Below are 23,793 nucleotides of genomic sequence, written 5' to 3'. Positions count from 1 at the left end.
TCACGCGGTGGCCTGCTTCAAGTTGAGCAGGGTGAGGGTGGCGTCGGGACCGTTGCCGGGGAAGGGCACGTAGGAGAAGTGCTCGGGGGTGGGCCAGCCGCTCCAGCGCTTGGCGTTGATCAGGACGAACCAGTAGCTGTTGTAGATCGGGCTGTACGGCACCTGCTCGGCGACGATCCGTTGCAGCTTCTCGCCCGCGCTCTTGGTGACGGCCGGGTCGGCCGACGACAGCAGGTCGGTGATCGCGGCGTCGGTCGGCGCGTCCTTCCACCGGCCGAAGTTGGTGGCGGCCGTCTGCCCGAGCGGCCGCGACGCCCGGCTGCTCAGGGCGCTGTAGACACCGGCGACGCCCGCTCCGCCCGAGGTGCTGATGGTGAGGTCGAACCCGCCGGTCTGCTGCTGCTCGTAGAGGTTGGCGCCGGGCGCGCCGACCGACTTGACCTTGATCCCCAGGTGCTCCTGCCAACCGCGGACCATCATGTTCGCGTAGGGGTCCCACCCGAAGTCCTGGTTGAACGAGAGCTTCGGAGCGTAGGACTCGCCGTCCTTGACGAGCTTGCCGCCCTTGACCTCGTAGCCGCTGAGGGCGAGTTCCCTCTTGGCCGCCTCGGCGTCGACCTGCTGCACCTTGCCCCGGTACTCGGGCAGGATGACGTCCCCGTAGATCTGGTCCACCAGCCCTGTCGGGCCCGCCTCGGTGCCGGGGCGCTCCAGGGTGGTGACGATGTCCTTGCGGGGAATCGTCATCGCCAGCGCCCGCCGTACGTGGACGTTGTCGAAGGGCGCCTTCGCGGTGTTGTAGAAGAGGGAGTAGGCGCCGCCGGTCGCGTACTTCTGGTAGAGGTTGTGCCGGGGATCCTTGGCGGTGTATTCCTGCTCGCCGTTGCCCCAGGCCGCCAGCGCCCAGTCCACGTCGCCGCGCACCAACTGCGCGCGCAGGGCGTCTCCGTTGGTCGGAATGATCTTGATCTGCTTCACGGCGAACCGGCCGCCCCAGTAGTCGGTCCGCGCGCGCAGGGTGATCTGCTGGGGCGCGAACCGGTCCAGGGTGAAGGGGCCGGTGCCGACCGGGTCCGGGTTGGACCAGCTCTTGATGTTCTTGCCCTGCCAGATGTGCGCGGGCACCACCGGGACCTGGATGGAGGCGAGTTGGCTCAGCTCGCTGAAGGCGGCGTGCGGCCAGTGCACCGTGACGGTCGAGGAGTCCACCTTGGCGACGCGGTCGTACGTGGTGCCGCCGAGGTTGAAACTGGGGTCCTTCAGCGGGAGGTTCAGCGAGAAGAGCACGTCGTCGGCGGTCATGGGCTTGCCGTCGGAGAAGGTCACGTCCTCGCGCAGCTTCACGGTGAGCGTGGTGCCCGTCGGGTCGAACTCCAGGCTCTTGGCCAGCCAGGGCTTGACCTTCGCGCCGTCGCTGTAGTCGACCCGCGCCAACGGCTCATAGATCATCTCGGCGTTGGGCGACTTCTGGATGGCGGGGCCGAAGACGTTGTAGTTGCGGATGAAGGTCGTCCCGCCGTCGGTCTTCCCGAAGACCAGCGCGCCCGAGCCCTTGCCCGCACCGCCCGTGGCGGCCGTACCGCTCTTGCAAGCGCTCGCCCCCAGCGGTATGGCGAGGGCCGCCCCGGCGGCGCGAGCGATAAAGGCTCTTCTGGTGGGCATGGCTGACTCCTGCTCCTCGTGAGTGGCGATACAGCGCACAAAAGGGGGTGCACATACGTATGAGCACGAGTGGCTGAGCTGTCATGGCCTCTGCTTCTACGTATGATCCGGAAACGTACGCACGTTGCCGGGAGGGGTCAAGACGGTGACGGGAAGATTTTCCAGCCACCTCAACAGCGCCTGGGACACGACGGACCGGCTCCCCGGGACGTCACCCGGGGCTCTCCCGGCCACCGTCCCGTACGACCGGCGGGCGCGCCGGGGATGACCGCCGACGGGCGTTGACACCCCTGGGTGATCGCTCTAAGTTGGCGCACCGGCCGACGCACTTCACCGGCGCCTGACGTCATGGCCAGGCAGCGCCGGCCGTGCTTTCACTCGCGTTCGGCGCCCGGACGCGACGTGCGCCGCGCGTTTTCACGACGCTTTCCCCGGCGCCTTTCGCATTCCCTTCCAAGTGCCTCGTCCGCTCGCCGCCGGGCGCATTCGCCGCTCAATGCTGAGGGACGGGACACCCGGTACGCCCCTGACCCGAGCGGGGCCGGACCGGTGCCTCCACCGGCCCCGCTCGCCCACCGAGCCCGCGCGCGCCGTCACGCATCCTCGCTCTCGTCCCCGCTCTCGTCCCCGTTCTCGTCGTTTCTCTCGTCCTCACTCGTCCTCGCATTCCCCACCCCTTTTCGTATTCCAGGATTCAGGAGCCCGCGCATGTCGCGACCCGACCGGCAGCATTCCGTCTGGGGCCGTGTTCCGCGCCCCGCATACGGCGCCGACTACAACCCCGAGCAGTGGGACGCGGCGACGTGGAAGGACGACGTCCGCCTGATGCGCGAGGCGGGGGTCAATCTGGTCTCGCTCGGCGTCTTCGCCTGGTCCTGGATCGAGCCCCGGCGGGACGCCTTCGACTTCTCCGGCCTCGACGAGGCCGTCGAGCTGCTGCACGCGTCGGGCATCGCCGTCGACCTGGCCACGCCGACGGCCGCTCCGCCCCTGTGGTTCTCGCACGCCCACCCGGAGTCGCTGCCCGTGACCGCCGACGGACGGCGGCTGGCGCCCGGCTCGCGGCAGGCGTACTGCCCGTCGTCACCGCTCTACCGGGAGCGCGCCGCGATCGTCACCCGCCGCCTCGCCGAGCGCTACGGCGACCATCCCGCGGTAGTGATGTGGCACGTCAACAACGAGTACGCCAACGGCAACGCGCACTGCTGGTGCGAGACCTCCGCGACGGCGTTCCGCACCTGGCTGCGCACCACGTACGGCGACGACCTGGACGCCCTCAACGACCGCTGGGGCACCGGCGTCTGGGGCATGACCTACAGCGACTGGAGCCAGGTGACCCCGCCGCGCACCAGCACCAGCCGCCTCCCGCCCGCCCTGTGGCTGGACTTCTACCGGTTCAGCGACGCCGAACACCTGGCCTGCTTCCGGGCCGAGCGCGACATCGTGCGCGCCCACTCCCCCGGCCGTCCGGTCACCACCAACTTCATGGCGAGCGCGCTGCGTTGGAGCGACTACTGGCGCTGGGCGCGGGAGGTCGACATCGTCTCCAACGACCACTACCTCGGGTCCGAGGATCCGCACCGCGCCGCCGAGCTCGCGTTCGCCGCCGACCTCACCCGCGGGCTGGCCGGCGGGCGGCCCTGGCTGCTCATGGAGCACTCCACCTCCGGGGTGCAGTGGCAGCCCCGCAACATCGCCAAAGTCCCGGGCGAGATGGCCCGCAACACCCTGACGCACCTCGCCCGAGGCGCCGACGGAACGCTGTTCTTCCAGTGGCGGCAGTCCGCGTACGGCCCGGAGAAATGGCACTCGGCGATGCTCCCGCACGGCGGCGAGGACACCCGGGTCCGGCGGGAGGCCAGCGCCCTCGGCAACGCCGTGTCGCGTCTGGCCGATGTCGCCGAGAGCACCTGCCCGCAGGCCCCGGTCGCGCTGCTCCTGGACTACGAGGCGATGTGGGCCCTGGAGCTGCCCGACCGGCCGAGCTCGGACCTGACTTGCGGCGACGCGCTCCGCACCTGGCACCGCGCGCTGTGGACCGCCGGTCCGGGCTGCGACATCGTTCCCGCCCCCGGTGCGCACCGGCTTCTGCTCGTGCCCTCGCTGTACGCGCTGTCCGCTTCGACGGCGCGCGCCCTGGAGGCGTACGTCGAAGGCGGCGGCCACCTGGTCGTCGGTCCCTTCAGCGGCGTGGTGGACCCCGACGACCGTGTCCATCCCGGGCCGTACCCCGGAGCGCTCCGCGATCTGCTCGGCCTGACCGTGGACGAGTACCTGCCGCTCACGGCCGGAGCCACCGTCGCCCTGGACGACGGCTCGACCGGGAACGTATGGGCCGAGCGGGTCGTCCCGGACGCCGGGACCGAGGTGGAGTGCCGCTTCACCGACGGACCCGCGGCCGGTGGCCCGGCGGTCCTGCGCCGCGGAAACGTCCGCTATCTCGCCACCCGCCCCGACGTCCCGTCCCTCCTGCGCCTGCTTCCCCGGTGGGCCGCGCAGGCCGGTTGCGCGCCCGCGCCCCGGGGGTCCGGCGACGGCGTGGAGGTCATCCGCAGAAGCGGGCCTTCCGGGGAGCGGTCCTGGCTCTTCGTCGTCAACCACACCGAGGCGACCGCGCATGTGGCCGCCACGGGGACCGACCTCCTGTCCGGCGCCCGCGTGCCGGGAGTCGTCGCCGTTCCGGCGGGCGAGGTGGCGGTGGTGGAGGAAGGCGGTACGGGTCCTCGCTGACGTGTCCCCTTGCCACGAGGTGCCGCGAGGTGCCGCGAGGTGCCGCGAGTCGCCGCGAGGTGCCGCGGGTCAGGTCCGAGCTGTCCGCGGCGGTCGAGGCCCCGGCATGCCGTGTCACCCTCTCGCGGCGGGCATGGGCTGAGGTCAGCGGACAGCGGGTGGCCCCACCTCACCGAGGTGGTCGTGCGCCAGGCGGACGGCCATGGCGCCCTCACCGACGGCGGAGGCGACCCGTTTGACCGAGCCGCTGCGGACGTCGCCGACGGCGAAGACGCCCGGCAGACCCGTCTCCAGGGCGAGCGGGGCGCGGGCGAGGGGATTCCAGAGGTCCGCTGCCAGGTGGACCACGTCCTGCCCGGTAGGAATGAAGCCGCGCCGGTCCAGGGTGACGGCGTCGGCGAGCCAGGACGTGGCGGGGCGCGCGCCGATGAACACGAACAGGGCGCGGACCGCCAGCGTCTGCTGCTCGCGGGTGCGGTTGTCCTCGACGACGAGGGATTCGACCCGGTCCTCGCCGGTCACCTCCCGGACTTCGGTATGCGGCCGGACATGAATCCGCGAGTGCCGCTCGATCCGGTCGATCAAGTAGCGGGACATGCTGTGTTCCAGGTCGTCGCCGCGGACCAGAAGGTGGACGGCGGGCGACTCGCGTGCCATGAACAGGGCCGCCTGACCGGCGGAGTTGCCGCCGCCGACGACGGCCACCGGATCGAGACGACAGGTCCGTGCCTCCCAGACGGTGGCGGCGTAGTGCACCCCGAGTCCTCTGAACCGCTCGACGCCGGGGGCGGTCAGCCGCCGGTAGCGCGCGCCGGTGGCCACCACGATGTTGGCGGCGGTGACCGTGCCGCCGTCGGCGAGCCGCACCACGCTGTTCCCGCCGCGCTGTTCGAGGCCGGTGGCCTCGGCGGGGACGTCGATCCGGGCGCCGAACCGGTTGGCCTGTACGACGGCGCGTTCGGCGAGCTCCATGCCGGAGATCCCGGCGGGGAAACCGAGGTAGTTCTCGATCCGGGAGGAGGTGCCGGCCTGGCCGCCGGTCGCCACGGCGTCCAATACGACGGTGGAGAGTCCCTCGGAGGCGCCGTACACCGCGGCGGCCAGGCCACCGGGTCCCGCACCGACCACCACCAGGTCGCAGACGGCCTTCGCGGCGGTCCCGGCGCGCAGCCCGATGACCCGGGCGAGCGCGGCGTTGGAGGGATTGCGCAGCACCCGGTGGTCGTTCCAGACGACGATCGGGGTCTCCTGCGGAGCGATCCCCAGGCGCGTGAGCAGCGCCTCGGCCTCGGTGTCCTTCTCCAGATCGAACCAGCGGTGCGGGAGGCGGTTGCGGGCGGCGAACTCCAGCAGCCGCCGGGTGTCGGAGGAGAAGGCGGAGCCGATGATGCGGAAGCCCGTGCCCGCGCCGGCCAGCATCGTACGGCGCAGCAGGTAGGCGCGGAGGATCACGTCGCCGAGCGCGGGTTCGCGGCTGAGCAGATCGCGCAGGGCCGCCGAGCCCACCGCCAGGACCTCGCCCGGTGTTCTCACCACCGCGCTGACGAAGGCGGTCTGGCCCTCCAGCACGCCGAGTTCGCCGAGGAAGCTGTGCGGACCGTGCACCTGGACGACGTGCTCCTGGTCGCCTTGGCCTTCGACCACGGCCACCGTGCCGCTGAGGACGACGAAGAACTGTTCAGTGCGTTCGCCCGCCCGGAAGAGGTGTTCCCCCTCCCTGACCTGCCGCACCTGTCCGGCGGGGTCCAGGAGCGCGATCTGGTCGTCCGTCAGCCGCGGGTAGGCGTCGTGAACGTCGGCGGTCGGGGTCAGGGGCGGCATCACGGCGGTTCGCTTCCTTCGTCAGGAACAGCGGTGGACGCGTACGGCAGAGGAGGGGAACAGCGGCGGACGCGGTGTCGGAGGCGCCGTGGGAGCCCGCCCGGCTCAGACCATCGACTCGTGGACGAAACACCACCGCCAGTCCTCGCCGGGCTGGAACGACCGCACGATCGGGTGCCCGTCGGCTGCCGCGTGGGCACGGGCGTGCCGCATCGGCGAGGAGTCGCAGCATCCGACGTGGCCGCAGGTCAGGCACAGGCGCAGGTGCACCCACGGAGTCCCCATGCGCAGGCAGTCCTCGCAGCCCTGCGGTGTCCTGGGCGTCACGGGCCGGACCATGGACAGGTGCGGGTCGGGAAGAGTGGTCATCACGGCCTCCTGGTCGCGGGATCGGCCGGTCCGGGGGACGTCGACAGCGACTCGTTCACCCACTGGCGGAGCGCGTTCGCGGGCGCGGCGCCGGTCTGGCGGGCGACGGGCCTGCCGTGGTCGAGGATCAGCAGGGTGGGGACGGCCTGGACCTCGAACCGTCTGGCCAGGGCCGGTGACGTGTCGATGTCGACCTTCACGAGCTTGATCCGGCCGGCGAGGTCCTCGGCGACCTGTTCCAGGGCCGGGCTCACCATCCGGCAGGGGCCGCACCAGGTGGCCCACAGGTCGACCAGCACGGGCAGGCTCGCCTGCTCGGCGACCTCACCGAAGTCGGCGTCGCCCGCTTCGGCGATCCACGGCAGCGGCGCCCGGCAGTTTCCGCAGCGCGGACTGCCGCCCGCCGCGGCGGGTACGCGGTTGGTCCGGCCGCAGTTGGCGCAGACGACGGTCCGTACCCGGGTCTGCGCGCCAGTGGTGCCGTCACGGGCCGGGCGGTCGTCGCGGCCTTCCTGAGAGGTGCTCATCACGCCTCCTGCGGCTGGTCCTGGAGAGAGACGGTCAGTTCGCCGCCCGCGGCGTCGACCACGATGGTCACGCCTTCGCGTGCCTCGCCGCTGAGCAACGCGCGGCCGATCCTGGTCTCGACCTCGTGCGAGATGAAGCGGCGCAGCGGCCTGGCTCCGTAGACCGGGTCGTAGCCCTCGGCCGCGATCAGGTGGCGGGCCGGCTCGGTGAGGACGAGCGTGACGCGCTGCTCGGAGAGGCGGTCGCGCAGTTCGTCGAGGAGCAGGTCGACGATGCGCTCGATCTGCGCGATGCCGAGCGGGTGGAAGAGGACGATGTCGTCGACGCGGTTGAGGAACTCGGGGCGGAAATGACCGTTGAGTTCGGTCATCACCAGCGCCCGCGCCTCGGGCTTGATCTCGCCGGCCTGGGTGGCGTCCTGGAGCAGGTACTGCGACCCGAGGTTGGAGGTCATGATGATCACGGTGTTGCGGAAGTCGACGGTACGTCCCTGCGCGTCAGTGATCCGGCCGTCGTCCAGCACCTGGAGCAAGGTGTTGAAGACGTCGGCGTGCGCCTTCTCGATCTCGTCGAACAGGACGACGGAGTACGGCTTGCGGCGGACCGCCTCGGTGAGCTGGCCGCCCTCCTCGTAACCCACGTATCCGGGCGGCGCGCCGACCAGGCGGCTGACGGTGTGGCGTTCCTGGTACTCGCTCATGTCGAGGCGGATCATGTTGCTCTCGCTGTCGAACAGCGCCGCGGCCAGCGTCTTGGCCAGCTCGGTCTTCCCGACACCGGTCGGGCCGAGGAAGATGAACGAGCCGATCGGCCGCCGCGGGTCGCGCACCCCGGAGCGGGCCCGTATCACCGCGTCGGCGACGAGCTGGACGGCCTCGTCCTGGCCCACGACCCGCTCGCGCAGGATCTCGTCCAGCTTGAGCAGCTTCTGCCGTTCGCCCTCCTGAAGGCGGGTGACGGGGATACCGGTCCACGCCGAGACGATCTCGGCGATCTCCTCGGCGGTCACCACCTCGCGCAGCAGTCGGCTCTCGCCCTGCTTGTTGGCGAGCTGTTCCTCCTCGGCGGTCAGCCGGCGCTCCAGTTCGCTGACGGTTCCGTAGCGCAGCTGGGCGGCCCGGTTGAGGTCGTAGGCGCGTTCGGCCTGCTCGGCCTCCTGCCGGGCGCGTTCCAATTCCTGGCGCAGTTCCTGGACCTTGCGGATGGCCTGGCGCTCGGCCTCCCACTGGGCGTGCTTGGCGTCCGCCTCACCGCGCAGGTCGGCCAGTTCGCGCCGCAGGTCCTCCAGGCGGGCGCGGCTGGCCGGGTCGGTCTCCTGGTCCAGCGCGGCCTCCTCGATCTCCAGTCGGGTCGCCCGCCGGGTGAGTTCGTCGAGTTCGGCGGGCATGGAGTCGATCTCGGTCCGCAGCCGGGCGCATGCCTCGTCGACCAGGTCGATGGCCTTGTCCGGGAGGAAGCGGTCGCTGATGTAGCGGTGGCTGAGGGTGGCCGCGGCGACCAGGGCGTTGTCCTGGATCTTGACGCCGTGGAAGATCTCCAGGCGCTCGCGGATGCCGCGCAGGATGGAAATGGCGTCCTCGACGGTCGGCTCGTCCACCTGGACGGTCTGGAAGCGGCGCTCCAGGGCGGCGTCGGACTCGATGTGCTTGCGGTACTCGTCCAGCGTGGTGGCCCCGATCATGTGCAGCTCGCCGCGGGCCAGCATCGGCTTGAGCATGTTGCCCGCGTCCATCGCGCCCTCGGCGGCGCCGGCCCCGACGACGGTGTGCAGCTCGTCCACGAACAGCAGAATCCGGCCCTCGGCGCCTTTGACCTCCGACAGAACGGCCTTGAGGCGCTCCTCGAACTCGCCGCGGTACTTCGCCCCGGCCACCAGCGACCCCATGTCGAGCGAGAACACCGTCTTGTCCCGCAGCCCTTCCGGCACGTCGCCGCGCACGATCCGCTGGGCCAGACCCTCGACGATGGCGGTCTTGCCGACACCCGGTTCGCCGATCAGGACGGGGTTGTTCTTGCTCTTGCGGCTGAGGATCTGGATCACCCGGCGGATCTCGGCGTCCCGGCCGATCACCGGGTCGAGGCGGCCGGTGCGGGCCTCCACGACGAGGTCGCGCCCGTACTTCTCCAGGGCCTCGTAGGCGTCCTCAGGAGTGGCGGAGGTGACCCGTTGGTTCCCGCGCACCGTGGTGAGGGCGGTGAGGAAGGAGTCCTTGGTGACGCCCTGTTCACCGAGTCGCCGACCGGCCGCGCTGGTCGCCCCTTCGTCCACCAGGGCCAGCACCATGTGCTCGGTGGAGACGTACTCGTCCTTGAGCCGCTTGGCCTCCTGCTCGGCGCTGTCGAGCAGCCGGGCCAGCCGCTGGGTCACCATCACCTGGCCGGGGGCGGCGCCCGGCCCCGTCGTGCGGGGGCGTTTGACGAGATCGGCCTCGACCGCGGCCCGCAGGGCGGCCGGGTCGGCACCGGCGTCGGCCAGCAGACGGGTGGTCAGGCCGTCGCGCTGATCGAGCAGGGCCAGCAGCAGGTGCTCCCCGTCGACCTCGGTGTGGCCCATACGGACCGCGGCGCTCTGTGCTTCCTGGAGCGCTTCCTGGGATTTCTGGGTGAGGCGATTCATGTCCATGGTGTGGGCTCCTTGGCGGCTCGTTCGCTGCGCCGCAGTGCGGTTTCCAGGCGTTCGATGCGGTCGAGCATGTCCAGGACGACGCCGATGGCCGCGTAGTTGAGACACAGTCCGTCCCGCAGCCGCTGCACTCGGGCGAGGGCCGACGGCGCGCTCGCCCGGAACCACAGCCGGCCCCGGGCGTCACGCTCGGCGTCGACAAGACCGAGAGCCACGAAACGCCTGACGAGTTCGGGCGGCAGTCCACTGCGGCCGGCCACCGCGGCCATGGAGAGCTGATAAGGGGTGGTACTGGTCCGGTGGACGCGCACCAGCGGATAGGCAGCCCTGGAGCCGGGCTGTCCGGCGCCTTCGGCGGGAGAACGGTGTTCGGCTCTCATGTCTGCTTCCTCGGGTCGAAGGAGGAGACCGCGGCCAGTTCCTCGAACAACTCACGTTCACGCGGGCTGGGCGAGGGCGGCACCATCACCTGGATTTCGGCGTAGAGGTGGCCCGGGGAACCTTTGGGGCGTGGCATCCCCTCGCCGCGCAGCCGCAACCGGCGGCCGGTGGAGGTACCGGGCGGCACATGCGCCTTGACCGTCCCGCCCGGACCGGAGACCGGCACCGTCGCCCCCAGCGCGGCCTCCCAGGCGGTGACCGGCAGATCGACGTGGACGTCGTGCCCGACGAGCCGGTAGCGGGGATGGCGGGCGATACGGACCACCAGATAGAGGTCCCCGGCGGAACCCGGGCCGCGGCCCCGGCCGCCCTCCCCCGCGAGCCGGATGCGCTGCCCGTCGACGACGCCCGCCGGGATGGTGACGTCGTAACTGCGCTCCCCGCCGGGCCCGCCGAGGGTGATCTTCCGTCGGCCGCCGCGGTACGCCTCCTCCACGCTGAGGGTGAGTTCGGCCTCCTGGTCCGCGCCGGGGATCGGGCTGCCCCGCCCGGCGCCGCGCGCCCGGCCGCCGAACACGCCTCCGAAGAGATCCTCGAAGTCCACGCCAGAGGCGTCGAAGTCGGACTCGGTCCAGGTCCGGGTGCCTGCCCGGCCGTCGCCTCGGGTGCCGGCGAAGGGACTGCCGCGGTACGCGCCGGCTCCGCCGCCGAAGCCCTGGCCGGCCGCGACGCGCTCGTCGTAGTCCTCCGGGATCTGCCGGAAGTCCGGGCCGAAACGGTCGTAGCGCGACCGGGTGCCGGGGTCGGAGAGCACGCTGTACGCCTCGTTGATCTGCTTGAAGCGCTCCTCGGCGGCCGGATCGCGGTTGACGTCCGGGTGGTAGCGGCGAGCCAGGGTACGGAACGCCTGCTGGATCTCGGCCGCGTCGGCGCCGCGCGGGACGCCGAGCACCTCGTAGTAGTCCTCTGCCATGGCGGCCTCACTCCTGCTTGCGGCTGACCGCTACCGCGGCCGGCCGCAGCTGGTGACCGGGGTCGCCGTAACCGGGCCGCAGCACCTGGACGACGGTGCCCGCAGGTGTGTCGGGTTCATCCACCACGGACACCACCTCGTGCTGCTCGGGGTGGAAGGGGACGCCGGTCTCCTCGTAGCGGGGGTAGCCGAGGCTTCGCAGCACCTCGACGGCCTGGTCGCGTACCGCCCGGACTCCGCTGACGATCGCGCCGCGGTCGTCGGCGCCCGCGTGGGCGAGGGCCAGTTCCAGGTTGTCGACGACCGGGAGGAACGCCGCGGCCACCTTGGCCCGCTCGGCCTCCCGTTCCCGGGGAAGCTCACGGGCGTAGCGCTTGCGGAGATTGTCGAGGTCGGCGAGGGCTCGCCGCCACCGGTCCTCCAGCTCCTCCGCACCGGGGCCGCGGCGCGTGGATTCCGCCTCCCGCTCCCTGGCTTCCGGGGCCCGCGGGGGCGTCCGCGGTGCGGCACTCCGCTCGGGCGACGTCGGCTCGGGCGACGTCGGCTCGGGCGGCGTCCGCTCGGACTCGGGCGGCGTCCGCTCGGACTCGGGCGGCGTCGGCTCGGGCGACGTCGGCTCGGACTCGGGCGGGGAGCGGTCCTCGGCGGGACGCGTCTGTTCCTGGTCCGACATGTCGCCGCCTCAGCTCTTGTCGAATTCGGCGTCGATGACGTCGTCGTCGCCCCTCGGGGAGTCGCCCCCGGGCCCCTGGCCGGGCTCGGCTCCGCCGCCCCCGGCTCCGCCCGGTTCAGCGGCGTGGGCGGCCAGCGCCGCGTGGATCTGCTGGAGTTCGGAGGTCAGGCTCCGGGACCGTTCCGCCGGAGCCTCCTCCTTGACGGCGGTACGCGCCTCGTCGGTGAGCAGTTGGGCGCGGGCGCGCTCGTGCTCCGGTGCGGCGTCGCCGAGGTCGTCCAGCCGGCGCTCCACCTGGTAGGCGGCGGCGTCGAGCTCGTTGCGGGCGTCGATGGCCTCGCGCAGGGCCTGGTCGCTGGTGCGGTTGTTCTCGGCCTCGTTGATCATCCGCTCGACCTCGGACGGGTCGAGGTTGGAGCCCTCGCTGATGGTGATCGACTGCTCGGCGCCGGTGTCCCGGTCCTTGGCGCTGACCTTGAGGATGCCGTTGGCGTCGATGTCGAAGGTGACCTCGATCTGGGTCTCCCCACGCCGGGCCGGCCGCAGGTTCTCCAGCCGGAAGCGGCCCAGCACGCGGTTGTCGGCTGCCAGTTCGCGTTCGCCCTGAAGCACGACGATGTCCACGGCCGGCTGGTTGTCCTCGGCGGTGGAGAAGGTCTCGGACCGGCGGGCGGGGATGGTGGTGTTCCGGTCGATGATCTTGGTCATCACACCGCCGGCCGTCTCGACGCCCAGCGACAGGGGGGTGACGTCCAGGAGCAGGACGTCCTTGACCTCGCCCTTGAGCACGCCTGCCTGGACGGCGGCGCCCAGCGCCACCACCTCGTCGGGGTTGACGCTCATGTTCGGGTCCCTGCCGCCGGTCAGCCGGCGGACCAGGTTCTGCACGGCCGGTATGCGGGTCGAGCCGCCGACGAGGATGACCTCGTCGATGTCGTTGTCGGTGACCTTGGCGTCGCTCATCGCCGTCCTGACCGGTTCCAGGCAGCGCTCCACCAGGTCCGAGGTGATCTGCTCGAAGGTGGAGCGGCGGACGGTCTCGGTGAGGTGCTTCGGCCCGGAGGCGTCCGCCGTGATGAAGGGCAGGCTCACCTGGGTCTGGGTGACCGAACTCAGCTCCGTCTTCGCCTTCTCGGCCGCCTCGAACAGGCGCTGCAATGCCTGCGGGTCCTTACGCAGGTCGATGCCTTCGGACGCCTGGAAGCCGTCCGCCAAGTGGTCCACCAGTCGGCGGTCGAAGTCGTCGCCGCCCAGATGGGAGTCGCCCGCGGTGGCGCGGACCTCCACGACGCCGTCGCCGACGTCCAGCAGGCTCACGTCGAACGTGCCGCCGCCGAGGTCGAAGACCATGACCGTCTCGTGGCCCTGCTTGTCCAGCCCGTAGGCCAGCGCCGCGGCTGTCGGTTCGTTGATGATCCGCAGGACTTCGAGGCCGGCGATCTTCCCGGCGTCCTTGGTGGCCTGGCGCTGGGCGTCGTTGAAGTACGCCGGTACGGTGATGACCGCCTCCGTCACCTTCTCGCCGAGCGACTTCCCGGCGTCGTCGGCGAGCTTGCGCAGCACCTGCGCGCTGATCTCCTCCGGCGCGTACTGCTTGCCGCTCACCTCGAAGCGGGCCACCCCGCCGGGCCCCTCGACCACGTCGAAGGAGACCGCTTTGGCCTCGTCGGAGATCTCGTCGTAGCGACGTCCGATGAACCGCTTCGCGGAGGTGATGGTGCCTTTGGGGTTGAGGATCGACTGCCGGCGCGCGAGCTGTCCGACCAGCCGCTGGCCGTCATCGGAGAAGGCGACCACCGACGGGGTCGTCCTGGCCCCCTCCGCGTTCGGGACGACGGTGGGCTCACCGCCCTCCCAGACGGCGATGACCGAGTTGGTGGTACCGAGGTCGATGCCTACTGCCTTCGCCATAAGAATCTCCTCCGTCGCGAGGCGGAACCGGCCGGCGGGCCGCCGGGCGCACGGCGCCGGACCCGCACAGTCTGCGAGCCTTACGCAGTACGCGGTGGACTTCCTCGCCCCGGGGTGACCAATCCGCGCCGCCTTTCCGGTCCCCGAGGACGGGGGGCGGCGACGGCTCGCAGGTGAGGGCCCGTGCCGAGCGGCGTACGTTGAGAGGGGGCTGATTCGAGCCGCGAATGGACCTGCGATGGACGCTCTTCCGTTTCCGACCGCCGACCCGCCTCACCCCGTGCCGCAGCCGGGGGCCGCGCGTCACGCGCTGCTACGGCTGGTGACGGTCATGCTCGACGGCGACGACGAGCGAGAGGTGCTGTGGGGTGCCATGGCGGCGATCGCCGCCGCCGGTCCCTTCGTCGCCGAAGCGGCGTACGCCGTGCACCATGGTGCGGCGCGGCGCTGCCCTCCACGCCCGGAGGCTGCCTCCGCCGACGCCCGACCGGGGAGCACCGTGGCGCGGGAGCCCGGTGCGGAGCCGAACGGCCGGGCCCCGGCCGAGGCAGCCGCGGAGATGGTGGCCGCCGATCGGCTCGACCGGCGGATCGACGCTCTCGACGGCCGCAGCCGGAATCTGCACCGGGCGGACGGACGGTGGGCGCGGGCCGTCGCGCTGCGATACGGGGACGACTGCCTCGGCTATCTCGTCGTCGGGGGCGCGACCGCACCCTCGACCGACGAAACCGCGCTGACGGATCTGCTCGCGCAGCAGACCGGGATCGCCCTGGCACGCCTCAGCCGGCGCCGGGGAGAGCCGGTCGGGGCCCGCTCACACCATTGGCCGGGGATCGCAGGGCCGCCGCCGGCAGAGAGCCTCTCGCCGGCTGCCGGCCCCGGCGCGAGCGTCTCCGCCCTGGCCGCACGGCTCGCCGCTGACCACGCGCTCTCCCGGGCCGCTGCCTCGGGCAGCGGTGAGTCGGGAGTCCTGGAGGCCCTGCGCGACCATACGGGATTCGCGGTCCTCACCGAGGACCGCTTCGGCAACGCGCGGGCCTGGGCGGGGCACGGCGGGGGCGAACCCTCCGGGCGGCCCGGGAGTGGGCCGCGCCCGGCCCCGGGACACCGGGACCGGGAGGCCCTGATCCGTGACGCGCGCCACCGTCCCGGCGCCGTCCGCGACGGGGACCGGCTGCTCGTCCCCATCGAAATGGCCGGGGAAGTGCTCGGCGTGGCCGCGCTGGTCGATCCTGACCGGCGGGCGACGGAAACGGACTGCTCAGCGCTCGAACAGGCCGCCTTGGTGCTGGCCCCCGCGCTCTCGCACGAGCGCAGGCTGGCCGAGCTGGAGCCCCTGCTGCGCCACGGCCTGGTCGACCGGCTGATTTCGGGCGAGACGACCGACGACGACTTCGCCCGGGCGGCGGTCCTCGGCCACGACCTGCACCGGCCGTACAGGGTCGCCGTACTGGAGTGGGCCGGGACGGTCGGCAGGGCCGCGCTCGGCGACGCGGCGGCGCGGGCGGCCCGGCGGCTGCGCCTGAACGTACTCGTCGGCTCCCGTGGCTCGGCCACGGTCGTCCTGGAGCCCCGGGAAGACCGGGGTGCCCCGGAAGGCGCGCTGTACAGGGCCGTCTCGGAGGAGCTCGGCACCGGGGCCGGAGCCGTCGGCATCGGCGGCCGCTGCGAGGTCGTCGCCGATCTGCCGCGCTCCTACGACGAGGCCGTCCGCGCCCTCGCCGTCCGCCGCGGTTCCCAGGACCCGTACGGCAGCACCGGCTTCGAGGAGCTGGGCCTGTGCCGCATGCTGGGCACCGGCGAAGGCGAACGGGAAGCCGACCGATTCGTCCGCGAATGGCTGGGACGCCTGCTGGACTACGACTCCCGCCACCGCACCGGGCTGGTGACGACACTCTCGCGCTATCTGGAGAGCGGCGGCAGCTACGACGCGACCTCCGAGGCACTCCACATCCACCGCAGCACCGTCCGCTACCGCCTCCAGCGCATCTGCGAGATCACCGGCCACGACCTCGGTGACGTCGAGACGCGCCTCAACCTGCACATCGCCACCCGCATACGCAATGTGCTCGCACCCTCGCCGTGAGACGCGGAAACCGGCGCCGTGGTCCGGCCCTGGTGAGCCGGACCGGCGCTGCGGCGCGGCCCCGCATCGCCTGAGCCGGCCTTCTGCCGTGGGGCGGCTGACACCAGGCGGCACGGACGTGGCCGGGCAGGAAGGACCGACCGCCCGCCGTCAGCGGCGTCCGCGGTGGTGGTAGCGGGCGGCGACCAGGCTCATCGCGCCCAAGGGGTCGGCGACGACCTGCGAGGCGGAGAAGTAGATGTTGCCGCGGACCTGCGGGTAGCGGGCGCAGAAGTCGAGGTGGCGGGTCAATTCGGCCGGGTCCTGCCAGGCGTCGGGCTGGCCCGCGACCCCGACCTTGTACAGGGCCTCGCCGATGTAGAGGCGCACGTTGGTGCCACGGACGACGTCGGACCACCAGGGGACGAGGGCGGCGTAGTCGGCCGCCGCAAAGCCGATGTTCCAGTAGACCTGCGGAACGATGTAGTCGATCCACTGCTCCCTGACCCACTTGCGGGTGTCCGCGTGCAGGTCGTCGTAGGTCTGGACGCCCGCGGTGGTGGCCGAGCCGAGCGGGTCGGTGGCGGCGTTGCGCCAGACGCCGAAGGGGCTGATGCCGAACTGGGTGCTCGGCCGGATCCGCTTGATCCTGGCGGCGGTCTCGCGCACCAGGCGGTCGGTGTTGTCCCGCCGCCAGGCGTCGCGGTCGGGGAATCCGGCGCCGTACCGCGCGTAGGCGGCGTCGTCGTCGAAGACCTGGCCGGCGACCGGGTACGGGTAGAAGTAGTCGTCCCAGTGGACGGCGTCGATGGGGTAGCGGCGGACGGCGTCCAGCATCGCGTCCTGCACGAAACGTCGGACCTCGGGCAGTCCGGGGTTGTAGTAGAGCTTGCCGCCGAAGGGCACGATCCACTCGGGGTGGAGGCGGGCCGGGTGGGTGGGGGCGAGCTTGGTGACGTCGGTGTCCATCGAGACGCGGTACGGGTTGAACCAGGCGTGCAGTTCCAGGCCGCGGCGGTGCGCCTCGCGCACCGCGGTGCCCAGCGGGTCCCAGCCGGGGTCCTGCCCCTGAGTGCCCGTCAGGTACCGCGACCAGGGTTCGTACGCCGACGACCAGAAGGCGTCGGCGGTCGGCCGGACCTGGAACACCACCGCGTTGAGCCCCCGTTCGACCGCGGTGTCCAACAGGTCGAGCAGTTCCTGACGTTGCTGGTCGGCGGGGAGTCCGGGGGCCGAGGGCCAGTCGGTGTTGGCGACCGAGGCGATCCACATGCCGCGCAGGTCGCGGCCGTGACCACCGGGTCCGCCGTGACCCGCGGGACCCGGTGCGCCCTGGGGGGCGCGGGAGGGTTCGGCCGCCCGCGCCGCCGAGCCGGGGATGACGGCGGCCAGCGCGCCCGCCGCCGCGACAGTGAAGGTCCTGCGGGTGAGCCGGTCCATCCGTGCCTCCTGATTATCCGTCATGATCCGCCGATGATGGGTGACTTCCGGCGCCGGGGCAACCCGCCGTTCGGTCCACTCCCTCGCGCGGCCCCCGCCGGGACGGAGCGTTGACGACCCCTTCTCGGGCGTCGGCGCGGGCGCTAACATCATGGGAGCGCTCCCACACCTCCTATGTATAGCGCCACCGTCCATCCCCCCACCACCCGCACGCGCGGGCCCGGCGCGGCCCGCGTCCGTACGGAGAGGACGCCTTTCCATGCTCCGCAGACCACTCGCCGCGCTCGTCGCGGCCCTGTCCCTGATAGGCGGCGCCTCCGCGGTCGCCGCGGTCACCGCCACGGCCACCGCGGCCCCGGCCACCGCCGCACCGGCCGCCGTCGCGGACACGTACTCCTGGAAGAACGTCAGGATCGACGGCGGCGGCTTCGTGCCCGGCATCGTCTTCAACCAGTCGGAGAAGAACCTCGCCTACGCGCGGACCGACATCGGCGGCGCCTACCGCTGGAACGAGGCCACCAAGTCCTGGACGCCGCTGCTGGATTCGGTGGGCTGGACCGACTGGAACAGGAACGGCGTGGTCAGCCTCGCCACCGACGCGCTGGCGCCCGACAAGGTCTACGCGGCCGTCGGCATGTACACCAACTCCTGGGACCCCGACAACGGCGCCATCCTGCGCTCTTCCGACCGCGGCGCGACCTGGGCGGCGACCGCGCTGCCGTTCAAGCTCGGCGGCAACATGCCCGGCCGCGGCATGGGCGAGCGGCTGGCCATCGACCCCAACAAGGACAGCGTCCTGTACTTCGCCGCGCCCAGCGGCAACGGGCTGTGGCGCAGTACCGACTCCGGTGTCACCTGGGCGAAGGTCACCGCCTTCCCCAACGTCGGGAACTACGTGGCCGATCCGTCCGACAGCAGCGGCTACCAGAGCGACAACCAGGGCGATGTGTGGGTGACCTTCGACCCGCGCACCGGCACCAAGGGCTCCACCACGCAGACCGTCTACGTAGGTGTGGCCGACAAGGCCAACACCGTCTACCGCTCGACCGACGGCGGCGCCACCTGGTCCCGGCTGGCGGGCCAGCCCACCGGGTACATCGCGCACAAGGGCGTGCTGGACGCGGTGAACGGCTACCTCTACCTCGCCACCAGCGACACCGGCGGCCCGTACGACGGAGCCAAGGGCCAGGTGTGGCGGTACGCGACCGCGACCGGCGCGTGGACCAACATCAGCCCGATGTCGGACGCGGACACGTACTTCGGCTACAGCGGTATGACCGTCGACCGGCAGCACCCCGGCACGATCATGGTCACCGGCTACAGCTCGTGGTGGGCCGACACCCAGATCTTCCGCAGCACCGACAGCGGCGCGACCTGGACGCGGGCCTGGGACTTCACCAGTTACCCCAACCGCGCCGACCGCTACACCATGGACGTCTCCTCGTCACCGTGGCTGAGCTGGGGCGCCAACCCGTCGCCGCCGGAGGAGACCCCCAAGCTCGGCTGGATGACCGAGTCGCTGGAGATCGACCCGTTCAACTCCAACCGCATGTGGTACGGCACCGGGGCCACCGTCTACGGCACCGACAACCTCACCAACTGGGACACCGGGGCGAAGTTCACCGTCAAGCCCAACGCCAAGGGCCTGGAGGAGACGTCGGTCCAGGACCTGATCAGCCCGCCGACCGGCGCGCCGCTGATCAGCGCGCTCGGTGACATCGGCGGCTTCCGGCACACCGACCTCACCGCCGTGCCCCCGATGATGTTCACCCAGCCCAACTTCACCACCACCACGAGCCTGGACTTCGCGGCCACCAACGCCAACACCATGGTCAGGGTCGGCAACGCGGACAGCGGCGCGCATGTCGCCTTCTCCACCGACAACGGCGCCAACTGGTTCGCGGGCACCGACCCGTCCGGGGTCAGCGGCGGCGGTACGGTCGCCGCGGCGGCCGACGGCAGCCGCTTCCTGTGGGCCCCGTCCGGTACCGGCGTCAAGTACTCGGTCGGCTTCGGCGGTTCCTGGTCCGACTCCACCGGCATCCCGACCGGCGCGGCCATCGGCTCCGACCGGGTCAACCCGAAGAAGTTCTACGGCGTCTACGGCGGCAAGTTCTACGTGAGCACCGACGGCGGAGCGACCTTCGCCGCGACGGCGGCCACCGGGCTGCCCGCGGAGGCGGGCAAGCTCAAGGCGCTGCCCGGCGCCGAGGGCGACGTGTGGGTGGCGGGCGGCAGCACGGGCGGCGCGTACGGCCTGTGGCACTCCACCAACTCCGGCGCGAGCTTCACCAAGCTGGCCAACGTGCAGGAGGCCGACACCATCGGCTTCGGCAAGGCCGCCCCCGGCGCGGCCTACCAGGCGCTCTACACCAGCGCGAAGATCGGCGGCGTCCGCGGCATCTTCCGCTCCACCGACGCGGGCGCGAACTGGGTGCGGATCAACGACAACGCCCACCAGTACGGCGTGACCAACACCGCGATCACCGGCGACCCCCGGGTCTACGGCCGCGTCTACATCGCGACCAACGGCCGCGGCATCATCTATGGCGACACCTCGGACGGCTCCGGCGGTACGACTGCGCCGACCACTCCCCCGACGACCCCGCCCACGACTCCCCCGACCACACCTCCGACGACCCCGCCCACCACGCCTCCCACCACCCCGCCCGGCTCCGGCGCCTGCTCGGTGGCGTACGACGTCACCAATTCCTGGCCCGGCGGCTTCCAGACGTCGGTCACGGTCAAGAACAACGGCTCGGCGGCGATCTCGAACTGGAAGCTGACCTGGTCCTTCGGCGGCGGCCAGACCATCACGTCGCTGTGGAGCGCGAACTACACGCAAAGCGGCGCGGCCGTGACGGTCACGGCGCCGAGCTACGCGGCGGTGCTGCCCGCGGGCGGCTCCGCGACCTTCGGCTTCACCGGTAGCGCGCCGGGGACGAACACCTCCCCCGCCGCCTTCTCGCTCAACGGTTCCGCCTGCTCCGTGGGCTGACCCCGGCTCCTTCGGCTGCGCGCGGGACCGGCACCCGGCCGGTCCCGCGCGTACCGGACACAGGTAACGTCTGTCCGGTACACGGAAGCGGTGCACGGAAGCGGCAGGGGCTGACGAGTGAGTGACATCCAGCGCGTCGGAGTGGTCGGCGCGGGCCAGATGGGGGCGGGCATCGCGGAGGTGTGCGCGAAGGCCGGGCTCGACGTCCGGGTCGCGGAGACCACCGGTGAGGCCCTGGAGCTGGGCCGCACCCGGCTGACGAACTCGCTCGGCAAGGCCGCGGAGCGCGGCAAGATCACCGAGGCTGAGCGCGACGAGACGCTGGGCCGGCTGACCTTCACCACCGACCTGGGCGAGTTCGCCGACCGCGACCTGGTCATCGAGGCCGTGGTGGAGAACGAGCAGGTCAAGATCGACATCTTCCGGGTGCTCGACCAGGTGGTGAGCAGGCAGGACGCGATCCTGGCCTCCAACACCTCCTCGATCCCGCTGGTCAAGCTGGCCGTGGCGACCTCGCGGCCCGACCAGGTCATCGGCATCCACTTCTTCAACCCCGCCCCGGTGCAGCGCCTGGTCGAGCTGATCCCGGCGCTCACCACCGGCAGTGACACCCTCAAGCGGACCGAGGCGCTGGTCACCGACGTGCTCGGCAAGCACGCCATCCGCGCCCAGGACCGCTCCGGCTTCGTCGTCAACGCGCTCCTGGTGCCGTATCTGCTCTCCGCGATCCGGATGTTCGAGTCGGGCATCGCGACCCGCGAGGACATCGACAACGGCATGGAGCTGGGCTGCGCGCACCCGATGGGCCCGCTCAAGCTGTCGGACCTGATCGGCCTCGACACCGTCGCCGCCATCGCCGACTCGATGTACTCGGAGTACAAGGAGCCGCTGTACGCGGCGCCGCCGATCCTTCAGCGGATGGTCGACGCGGGCCGCCTCGGCCGCAAGACGGGCGCGGGTTTCTACCAGTACTGACCGCCTGCCCGTACTGACCGTCCGCCAGCGCTGACCGCCCGCGCCTCAGTGGTCCCCGTCCCCGTCCGGCCAGTCGCGGTCCAGGGCCTGGACGACCCGTGACGGGGACGGCCGGCCGAGGAGCGCGGTGACGCGGAGCCCCGCGCGCATCGCCGCGTCCAGGTCGACCCCGGTCTCGATGCCGAGACCGGTGAGCATCCAGAGCAGGTCCTCCGTCGCGAGGTTGCCGGTGGCGGAGCCCGCGTACGGGCAGCCGCCGATGCCGCCGACCGAGGCGTCGAAGGTCGTGACCCCGGCGAGCAGTCCCGCGTGCACGTTGGCCAGGGCCTGGCCGTAGGTGTCGTGGAAGTGCAGGGCGATCCGGTCGCGGGCCACACCCGCTTCGGCGACGGCTGCCAGGACCGCGCCCACATGGCCGGGTGTGCCGACGCCGATGGTGTCGCCGAGGCTCACCTCGTGGCACCCGGCGTCGGCCAGGGCCCGGGTGACCTCCGCGACCCGCTCCGGGCGGACCGGCCCCTCCCAGGGATCGCCGAAGACCATCGAGACGTACCCGCGGACCCGGACGCCCGCCGCCAGTGCCCGCTCGGTCACCTTTCCCGCGACCTCGACCGCCTCCGAGCGGCCCATCGCCAGATTGCGGCGCGCGAAGGTCTCGGTCGCGCTGACGAAGACCGCGACGGCCGACGCCCCGGCGTCCAGGGCGCGGTCAAGACCGCGGTCGTTCGGCACCAGGACGGGGTGTCTGCTCAGGTCCGCGCCCGCCTCCCGCAGCGCGGTGAGCACGTCGGCGGCGTCCGCCAACTGCGGGATCCAGCGCGGGGAGACGAAGCTGGTCGCCTCGACCACGGGCAGCCCGGCGGCGGTCAGGTCGCGGATCAGCCGGACCTTGGCCGCGGTGGGCACTCGCGCCTGCTCGGCCTGGAGCCCGTCGCGGGCCCCGACCTCGTAGACCGTCACCCGGTCCGGCAGTCCTGGCGACCGGTGGGCGACGGGCAGTCCGAGCGCGGCCGGTGACCGGGTCACGGCCGGTCCCGCAGTTCGGCCAGGATTCGCTCGGCGGCGTCCGCGCGTACGGACCTGTCCGCGACCATCCGCGCGACGACCGTGTCGATCTCGGCGGCGGTGGCCCCCGCGGTGACGGCCACATTGCGCGCGTGCAGCGACATGTGGCCGCGCTGGATGCCCTCGGTGGCCAACGCCCGCACCGCCGCGGCGTTCTGGGCCAGGCCGACGGCCACGATGATCTCGGCCAGCTCGCTCGCCGTCTCCACCCCGAGCAGTGTGACGTTGGCCCGCGCCACGGGGTGCACCTTGGTGGCGCCGCCGACCAGTCCGACCGGCATGGGCAGCTCCAGCGTGCCGACCAGGTCGCCGTCGGCGTTCTTCTCGAAGCGCGACATCGCGGTGTAGCGGCCGTCAGGACCGACCGCGTGGGAGTGCGCGCCCGCCTCGACCGCGCGGGTGTCGTTGCCGGTCGCCAGGACGACGGCGGTGACGCCGTTCATGATGCCCTTGTTGTGGGTGGCGGCGCGGTAGGGGTCGGCGACGGCGAATTCGGCCGCGTCCAGCATGTTCTCCACGACGTCGGGGCCGCCGAGCAGGCCCGCGTCGAAGGTCGCCGAGACACGGGTGAGGCGCAGGTCGGCCTTGTTGGTGAGGATGCGCAGGAGGGTCCGCCCGCGGGCGATCTCGGCCGCGCGGGGGGCGATGGCCTCGGCCATGGTGTTGACCGCGTTCGCGCCCATGGCGTCGCGCACGTCGACCACGAGGTGCAGCACGACGTAGGTCTGCCGCCTGCTGGGCACCAGCCGCACGGAGATCTCGCGCGCCCCGCCGCCGAACCGGACCAGCGCGGGGTCCTGTTCGTTGGCGAGCGCGATCAGTTCCCCGGCCGCGGACAGCAGCCGCACCCGCGCGCCCGCCGGGTCGGCGACGTCGAGGATCTGCACCTGCGCCTGCATGAGCGGGACGCTGGACGAGGTACGGAAGCCCCCGTGGTCGCGGGTCATCCGGGCGAGGTTCGAGGCCGCCGCGACGACCGAGGGCTCCTCGGTCGCCATGGGGACGAGGACGTCGCGGCCGTTCACCACGAAGTTGGTCGCGATGCCGACCGGGAGGCCGAGGACGCCGACGACGTTCTCGACCATGTGGTCGGCCTGGTCGAGCGAGAGGCCCCGGTCCGGCGAGAGCGCGTCGAACAGGGCGGGGGGCACCTCCATGGCCTCGGCGGCGCGGGCACGGCGCTGGTCGACGGAGAGATTCCTGAAACCCGACAGACGGCTGGTCACGATGCCATGGCCTTCCTCCGGAAGCGGTCACGGGCGGGAGCGGTGGTGCCGAGGGACGCGCGGGGGCGCGTCCCTCGGGTGCTGGTCACGCTAATGACGGCGCGGAACCCCCCGCTATGGACCATCAGCACGCTGTACGGCACGCTGAGTGTGCGCAGCGCACAGCGGCCGACGGCAGAGGCCGGCGCGGCGCGCGGAGGGAGCGGTCGCGGTGGAGAGCGGAGCCGAGCGGGCGGACCGGAGTACGGCGGACGGCGGTACGGCGGACGGCGGTACGGCGGACGGCGGTACGGCGGACGGCGGTACGGCGGACGGCGGTACGGCGGACGGCGGTACGGCGGACGGCGGTACGG

General features: G+C 72.0%; 16 protein-coding genes. 4 read left to right on the top strand and 12 right to left on the bottom strand.

The features are described from left to right. Positions 1–1,662 carry an ABC transporter substrate-binding protein gene (locus tag ACIOC1_RS16670; protein WP_401854951.1) on the bottom strand — a complete coding sequence of 554 codons (1,662 nt, stop codon included), beginning with the start codon at positions 1,660–1,662 and terminating at the stop codon, positions 1–3. Positions 1,663–2,370: 708 nt separating this feature from the next. Between ACIOC1_RS16670 and ACIOC1_RS16665 the strand changes: the two genes are divergently transcribed. After that, complete coding sequence (locus ACIOC1_RS16665; RefSeq protein WP_401854948.1) at positions 2,371–4,392, top strand: beta-galactosidase; 2,022 nt, start codon at positions 2,371–2,373, stop codon at positions 4,390–4,392. Positions 4,393–4,536: 144 nt separating this feature from the next. On the opposite strand, the gene ACIOC1_RS16660 is transcribed toward ACIOC1_RS16665, so the two are convergent. The 8 genes from ACIOC1_RS16660 to dnaK form a co-directional block, all read right to left on the bottom strand. Continuing rightward, entirely contained in the window at positions 4,537–6,213 is a 1,677-nt protein-coding gene (locus tag ACIOC1_RS16660; protein ID WP_401854945.1) for an FAD-dependent oxidoreductase, read from the bottom strand. Positions 6,214–6,318: 105 nt separating this feature from the next. Then, positions 6,319–6,582 (bottom strand): UBP-type zinc finger domain-containing protein, encoded by a 264-nt coding sequence (locus tag ACIOC1_RS16655; protein ID WP_401306912.1) that lies wholly within the window; start codon positions 6,580–6,582, stop codon positions 6,319–6,321. Then, entirely contained in the window at positions 6,582–7,109 is a 528-nt protein-coding gene (gene trxA, locus ACIOC1_RS16650) for a thioredoxin (RefSeq protein ID WP_401854943.1), read from the bottom strand. Before trxA ends, ACIOC1_RS16655 begins: the two co-directional genes overlap by 1 nt. Continuing rightward, a complete protein-coding gene (clpB, locus tag ACIOC1_RS16645; protein WP_401854940.1) occupies positions 7,109–9,733 on the bottom strand; it encodes an ATP-dependent chaperone ClpB in 2,625 nt (874 codons plus the stop codon). Before clpB ends, trxA begins: the two co-directional genes overlap by 1 nt. Further along, positions 9,724–10,113 carry a chaperone modulator CbpM gene (locus ACIOC1_RS16640; protein ID WP_391160944.1) on the bottom strand — a complete coding sequence of 130 codons (390 nt, stop codon included), beginning with the start codon at positions 10,111–10,113 and terminating at the stop codon, positions 9,724–9,726. The genes clpB and ACIOC1_RS16640 overlap by 10 nt, the downstream gene beginning before the upstream one ends. Next, positions 10,110–11,087: a DnaJ C-terminal domain-containing protein gene (locus ACIOC1_RS16635; protein WP_401854937.1), complete on the bottom strand. Its 978-nt coding sequence runs from the start codon at positions 11,085–11,087 to the stop codon at positions 10,110–10,112. Before ACIOC1_RS16635 ends, ACIOC1_RS16640 begins: the two co-directional genes overlap by 4 nt. Positions 11,088–11,094: 7 nt before the next feature. Next, positions 11,095–11,760 (bottom strand): nucleotide exchange factor GrpE, encoded by a 666-nt coding sequence (locus ACIOC1_RS16630; RefSeq protein ID WP_401854934.1) that lies wholly within the window; start codon positions 11,758–11,760, stop codon positions 11,095–11,097. Positions 11,761–11,769: 9 nt separating this feature from the next. Next, entirely contained in the window at positions 11,770–13,671 is a 1,902-nt protein-coding gene (dnaK, locus tag ACIOC1_RS16625) for a molecular chaperone DnaK (protein WP_391046389.1), read from the bottom strand. Between the two features lie 238 nt (positions 13,672–13,909). Between dnaK and ACIOC1_RS16620 the strand changes: the two genes are divergently transcribed. Next, positions 13,910–15,757, top strand: coding sequence for a helix-turn-helix domain-containing protein (locus ACIOC1_RS16620; RefSeq protein ID WP_401854931.1), 1,848 nt, complete (start codon positions 13,910–13,912; stop codon positions 15,755–15,757). Between the two features lie 150 nt (positions 15,758–15,907). Here the strand turns inward: ACIOC1_RS16620 and ACIOC1_RS16615 are convergent, their stop codons facing one another. Next, positions 15,908–17,176 carry a glycoside hydrolase family 10 protein gene (locus ACIOC1_RS16615; protein ID WP_401855312.1) on the bottom strand — a complete coding sequence of 423 codons (1,269 nt, stop codon included), beginning with the start codon at positions 17,174–17,176 and terminating at the stop codon, positions 15,908–15,910. Positions 17,177–17,435: 259 nt separating this feature from the next. On the opposite strand from ACIOC1_RS16615, the gene ACIOC1_RS16610 reads away from it, so the two are divergent. Together ACIOC1_RS16610 and ACIOC1_RS16605 are read left to right on the top strand one after the other, a co-directional pair. Further along, positions 17,436–20,174 (top strand): cellulose binding domain-containing protein, encoded by a 2,739-nt coding sequence (locus ACIOC1_RS16610; RefSeq protein ID WP_401854929.1) that lies wholly within the window; start codon positions 17,436–17,438, stop codon positions 20,172–20,174. Positions 20,175–20,291: 117 nt separating this feature from the next. After that, positions 20,292–21,149 carry a 3-hydroxybutyryl-CoA dehydrogenase gene (locus tag ACIOC1_RS16605; protein ID WP_355332800.1) on the top strand — a complete coding sequence of 286 codons (858 nt, stop codon included), beginning with the start codon at positions 20,292–20,294 and terminating at the stop codon, positions 21,147–21,149. Positions 21,150–21,194: 45 nt separating this feature from the next. Here ACIOC1_RS16605 and ACIOC1_RS16600 read toward each other — a convergent pair whose 3' ends face one another. Together ACIOC1_RS16600 and ACIOC1_RS16595 are read right to left on the bottom strand one after the other, a co-directional pair. Beyond that, positions 21,195–22,175 carry a hydroxymethylglutaryl-CoA lyase gene (locus ACIOC1_RS16600; RefSeq protein WP_401854927.1) on the bottom strand — a complete coding sequence of 327 codons (981 nt, stop codon included), beginning with the start codon at positions 22,173–22,175 and terminating at the stop codon, positions 21,195–21,197. After that, complete coding sequence (locus tag ACIOC1_RS16595) at positions 22,172–23,440, bottom strand: hydroxymethylglutaryl-CoA reductase, degradative (RefSeq protein ID WP_401854924.1); 1,269 nt, start codon at positions 23,438–23,440, stop codon at positions 22,172–22,174. Before ACIOC1_RS16595 ends, ACIOC1_RS16600 begins: the two co-directional genes overlap by 4 nt. Between the last annotated feature and the right edge of the window lie 353 nt (positions 23,441–23,793).

It is taken from the genome of Streptomyces sp. NPDC088197, from assembly GCF_044741185.1.
In the GTDB taxonomy this organism is placed as follows: Bacteria; Actinomycetota; Actinomycetes; order Streptomycetales; family Streptomycetaceae; genus Actinacidiphila.
This window is presented reverse-complemented; position numbering and strand designations above follow the sequence as displayed.

Coding starts and splice junctions, on each gene's coding strand:
- trxA (WP_401854943.1), bottom strand. CDS start 7,109: ATGAGCACCTCTCAGGAAGGCCGCGACGACCGCCCGGCCCGTGACGGC.
- ACIOC1_RS16635 (WP_401854937.1), bottom strand. CDS start 11,087: ATGGCAGAGGACTACTACGAGGTGCTCGGCGTCCCGCGCGGCGCCGAC.
- ACIOC1_RS16630 (WP_401854934.1), bottom strand. CDS start 11,760: ATGTCGGACCAGGAACAGACGCGTCCCGCCGAGGACCGCTCCCCGCCC.
- ACIOC1_RS16620 (WP_401854931.1), top strand. CDS start 13,910: ATGGACGCTCTTCCGTTTCCGACCGCCGACCCGCCTCACCCCGTGCCG.
- ACIOC1_RS16670 (WP_401854951.1), bottom strand. CDS start 1,662: ATGCCCACCAGAAGAGCCTTTATCGCTCGCGCCGCCGGGGCGGCCCTC.
- ACIOC1_RS16665 (WP_401854948.1), top strand. CDS start 2,371: ATGTCGCGACCCGACCGGCAGCATTCCGTCTGGGGCCGTGTTCCGCGC.
- dnaK (WP_391046389.1), bottom strand. CDS start 13,671: ATGGCGAAGGCAGTAGGCATCGACCTCGGTACCACCAACTCGGTCATC.
- ACIOC1_RS16655 (WP_401306912.1), bottom strand. CDS start 6,582: ATGACCACTCTTCCCGACCCGCACCTGTCCATGGTCCGGCCCGTGACG.
- clpB (WP_401854940.1), bottom strand. CDS start 9,733: ATGGACATGAATCGCCTCACCCAGAAATCCCAGGAAGCGCTCCAGGAA.
- ACIOC1_RS16660 (WP_401854945.1), bottom strand. CDS start 6,213: ATGCCGCCCCTGACCCCGACCGCCGACGTTCACGACGCCTACCCGCGG.
- ACIOC1_RS16640 (WP_391160944.1), bottom strand. CDS start 10,113: ATGAGAGCCGAACACCGTTCTCCCGCCGAAGGCGCCGGACAGCCCGGC.
- ACIOC1_RS16610 (WP_401854929.1), top strand. CDS start 17,436: ATGCTCCGCAGACCACTCGCCGCGCTCGTCGCGGCCCTGTCCCTGATA.
- ACIOC1_RS16615 (WP_401855312.1), bottom strand. CDS start 17,176: ATGGACCGGCTCACCCGCAGGACCTTCACTGTCGCGGCGGCGGGCGCG.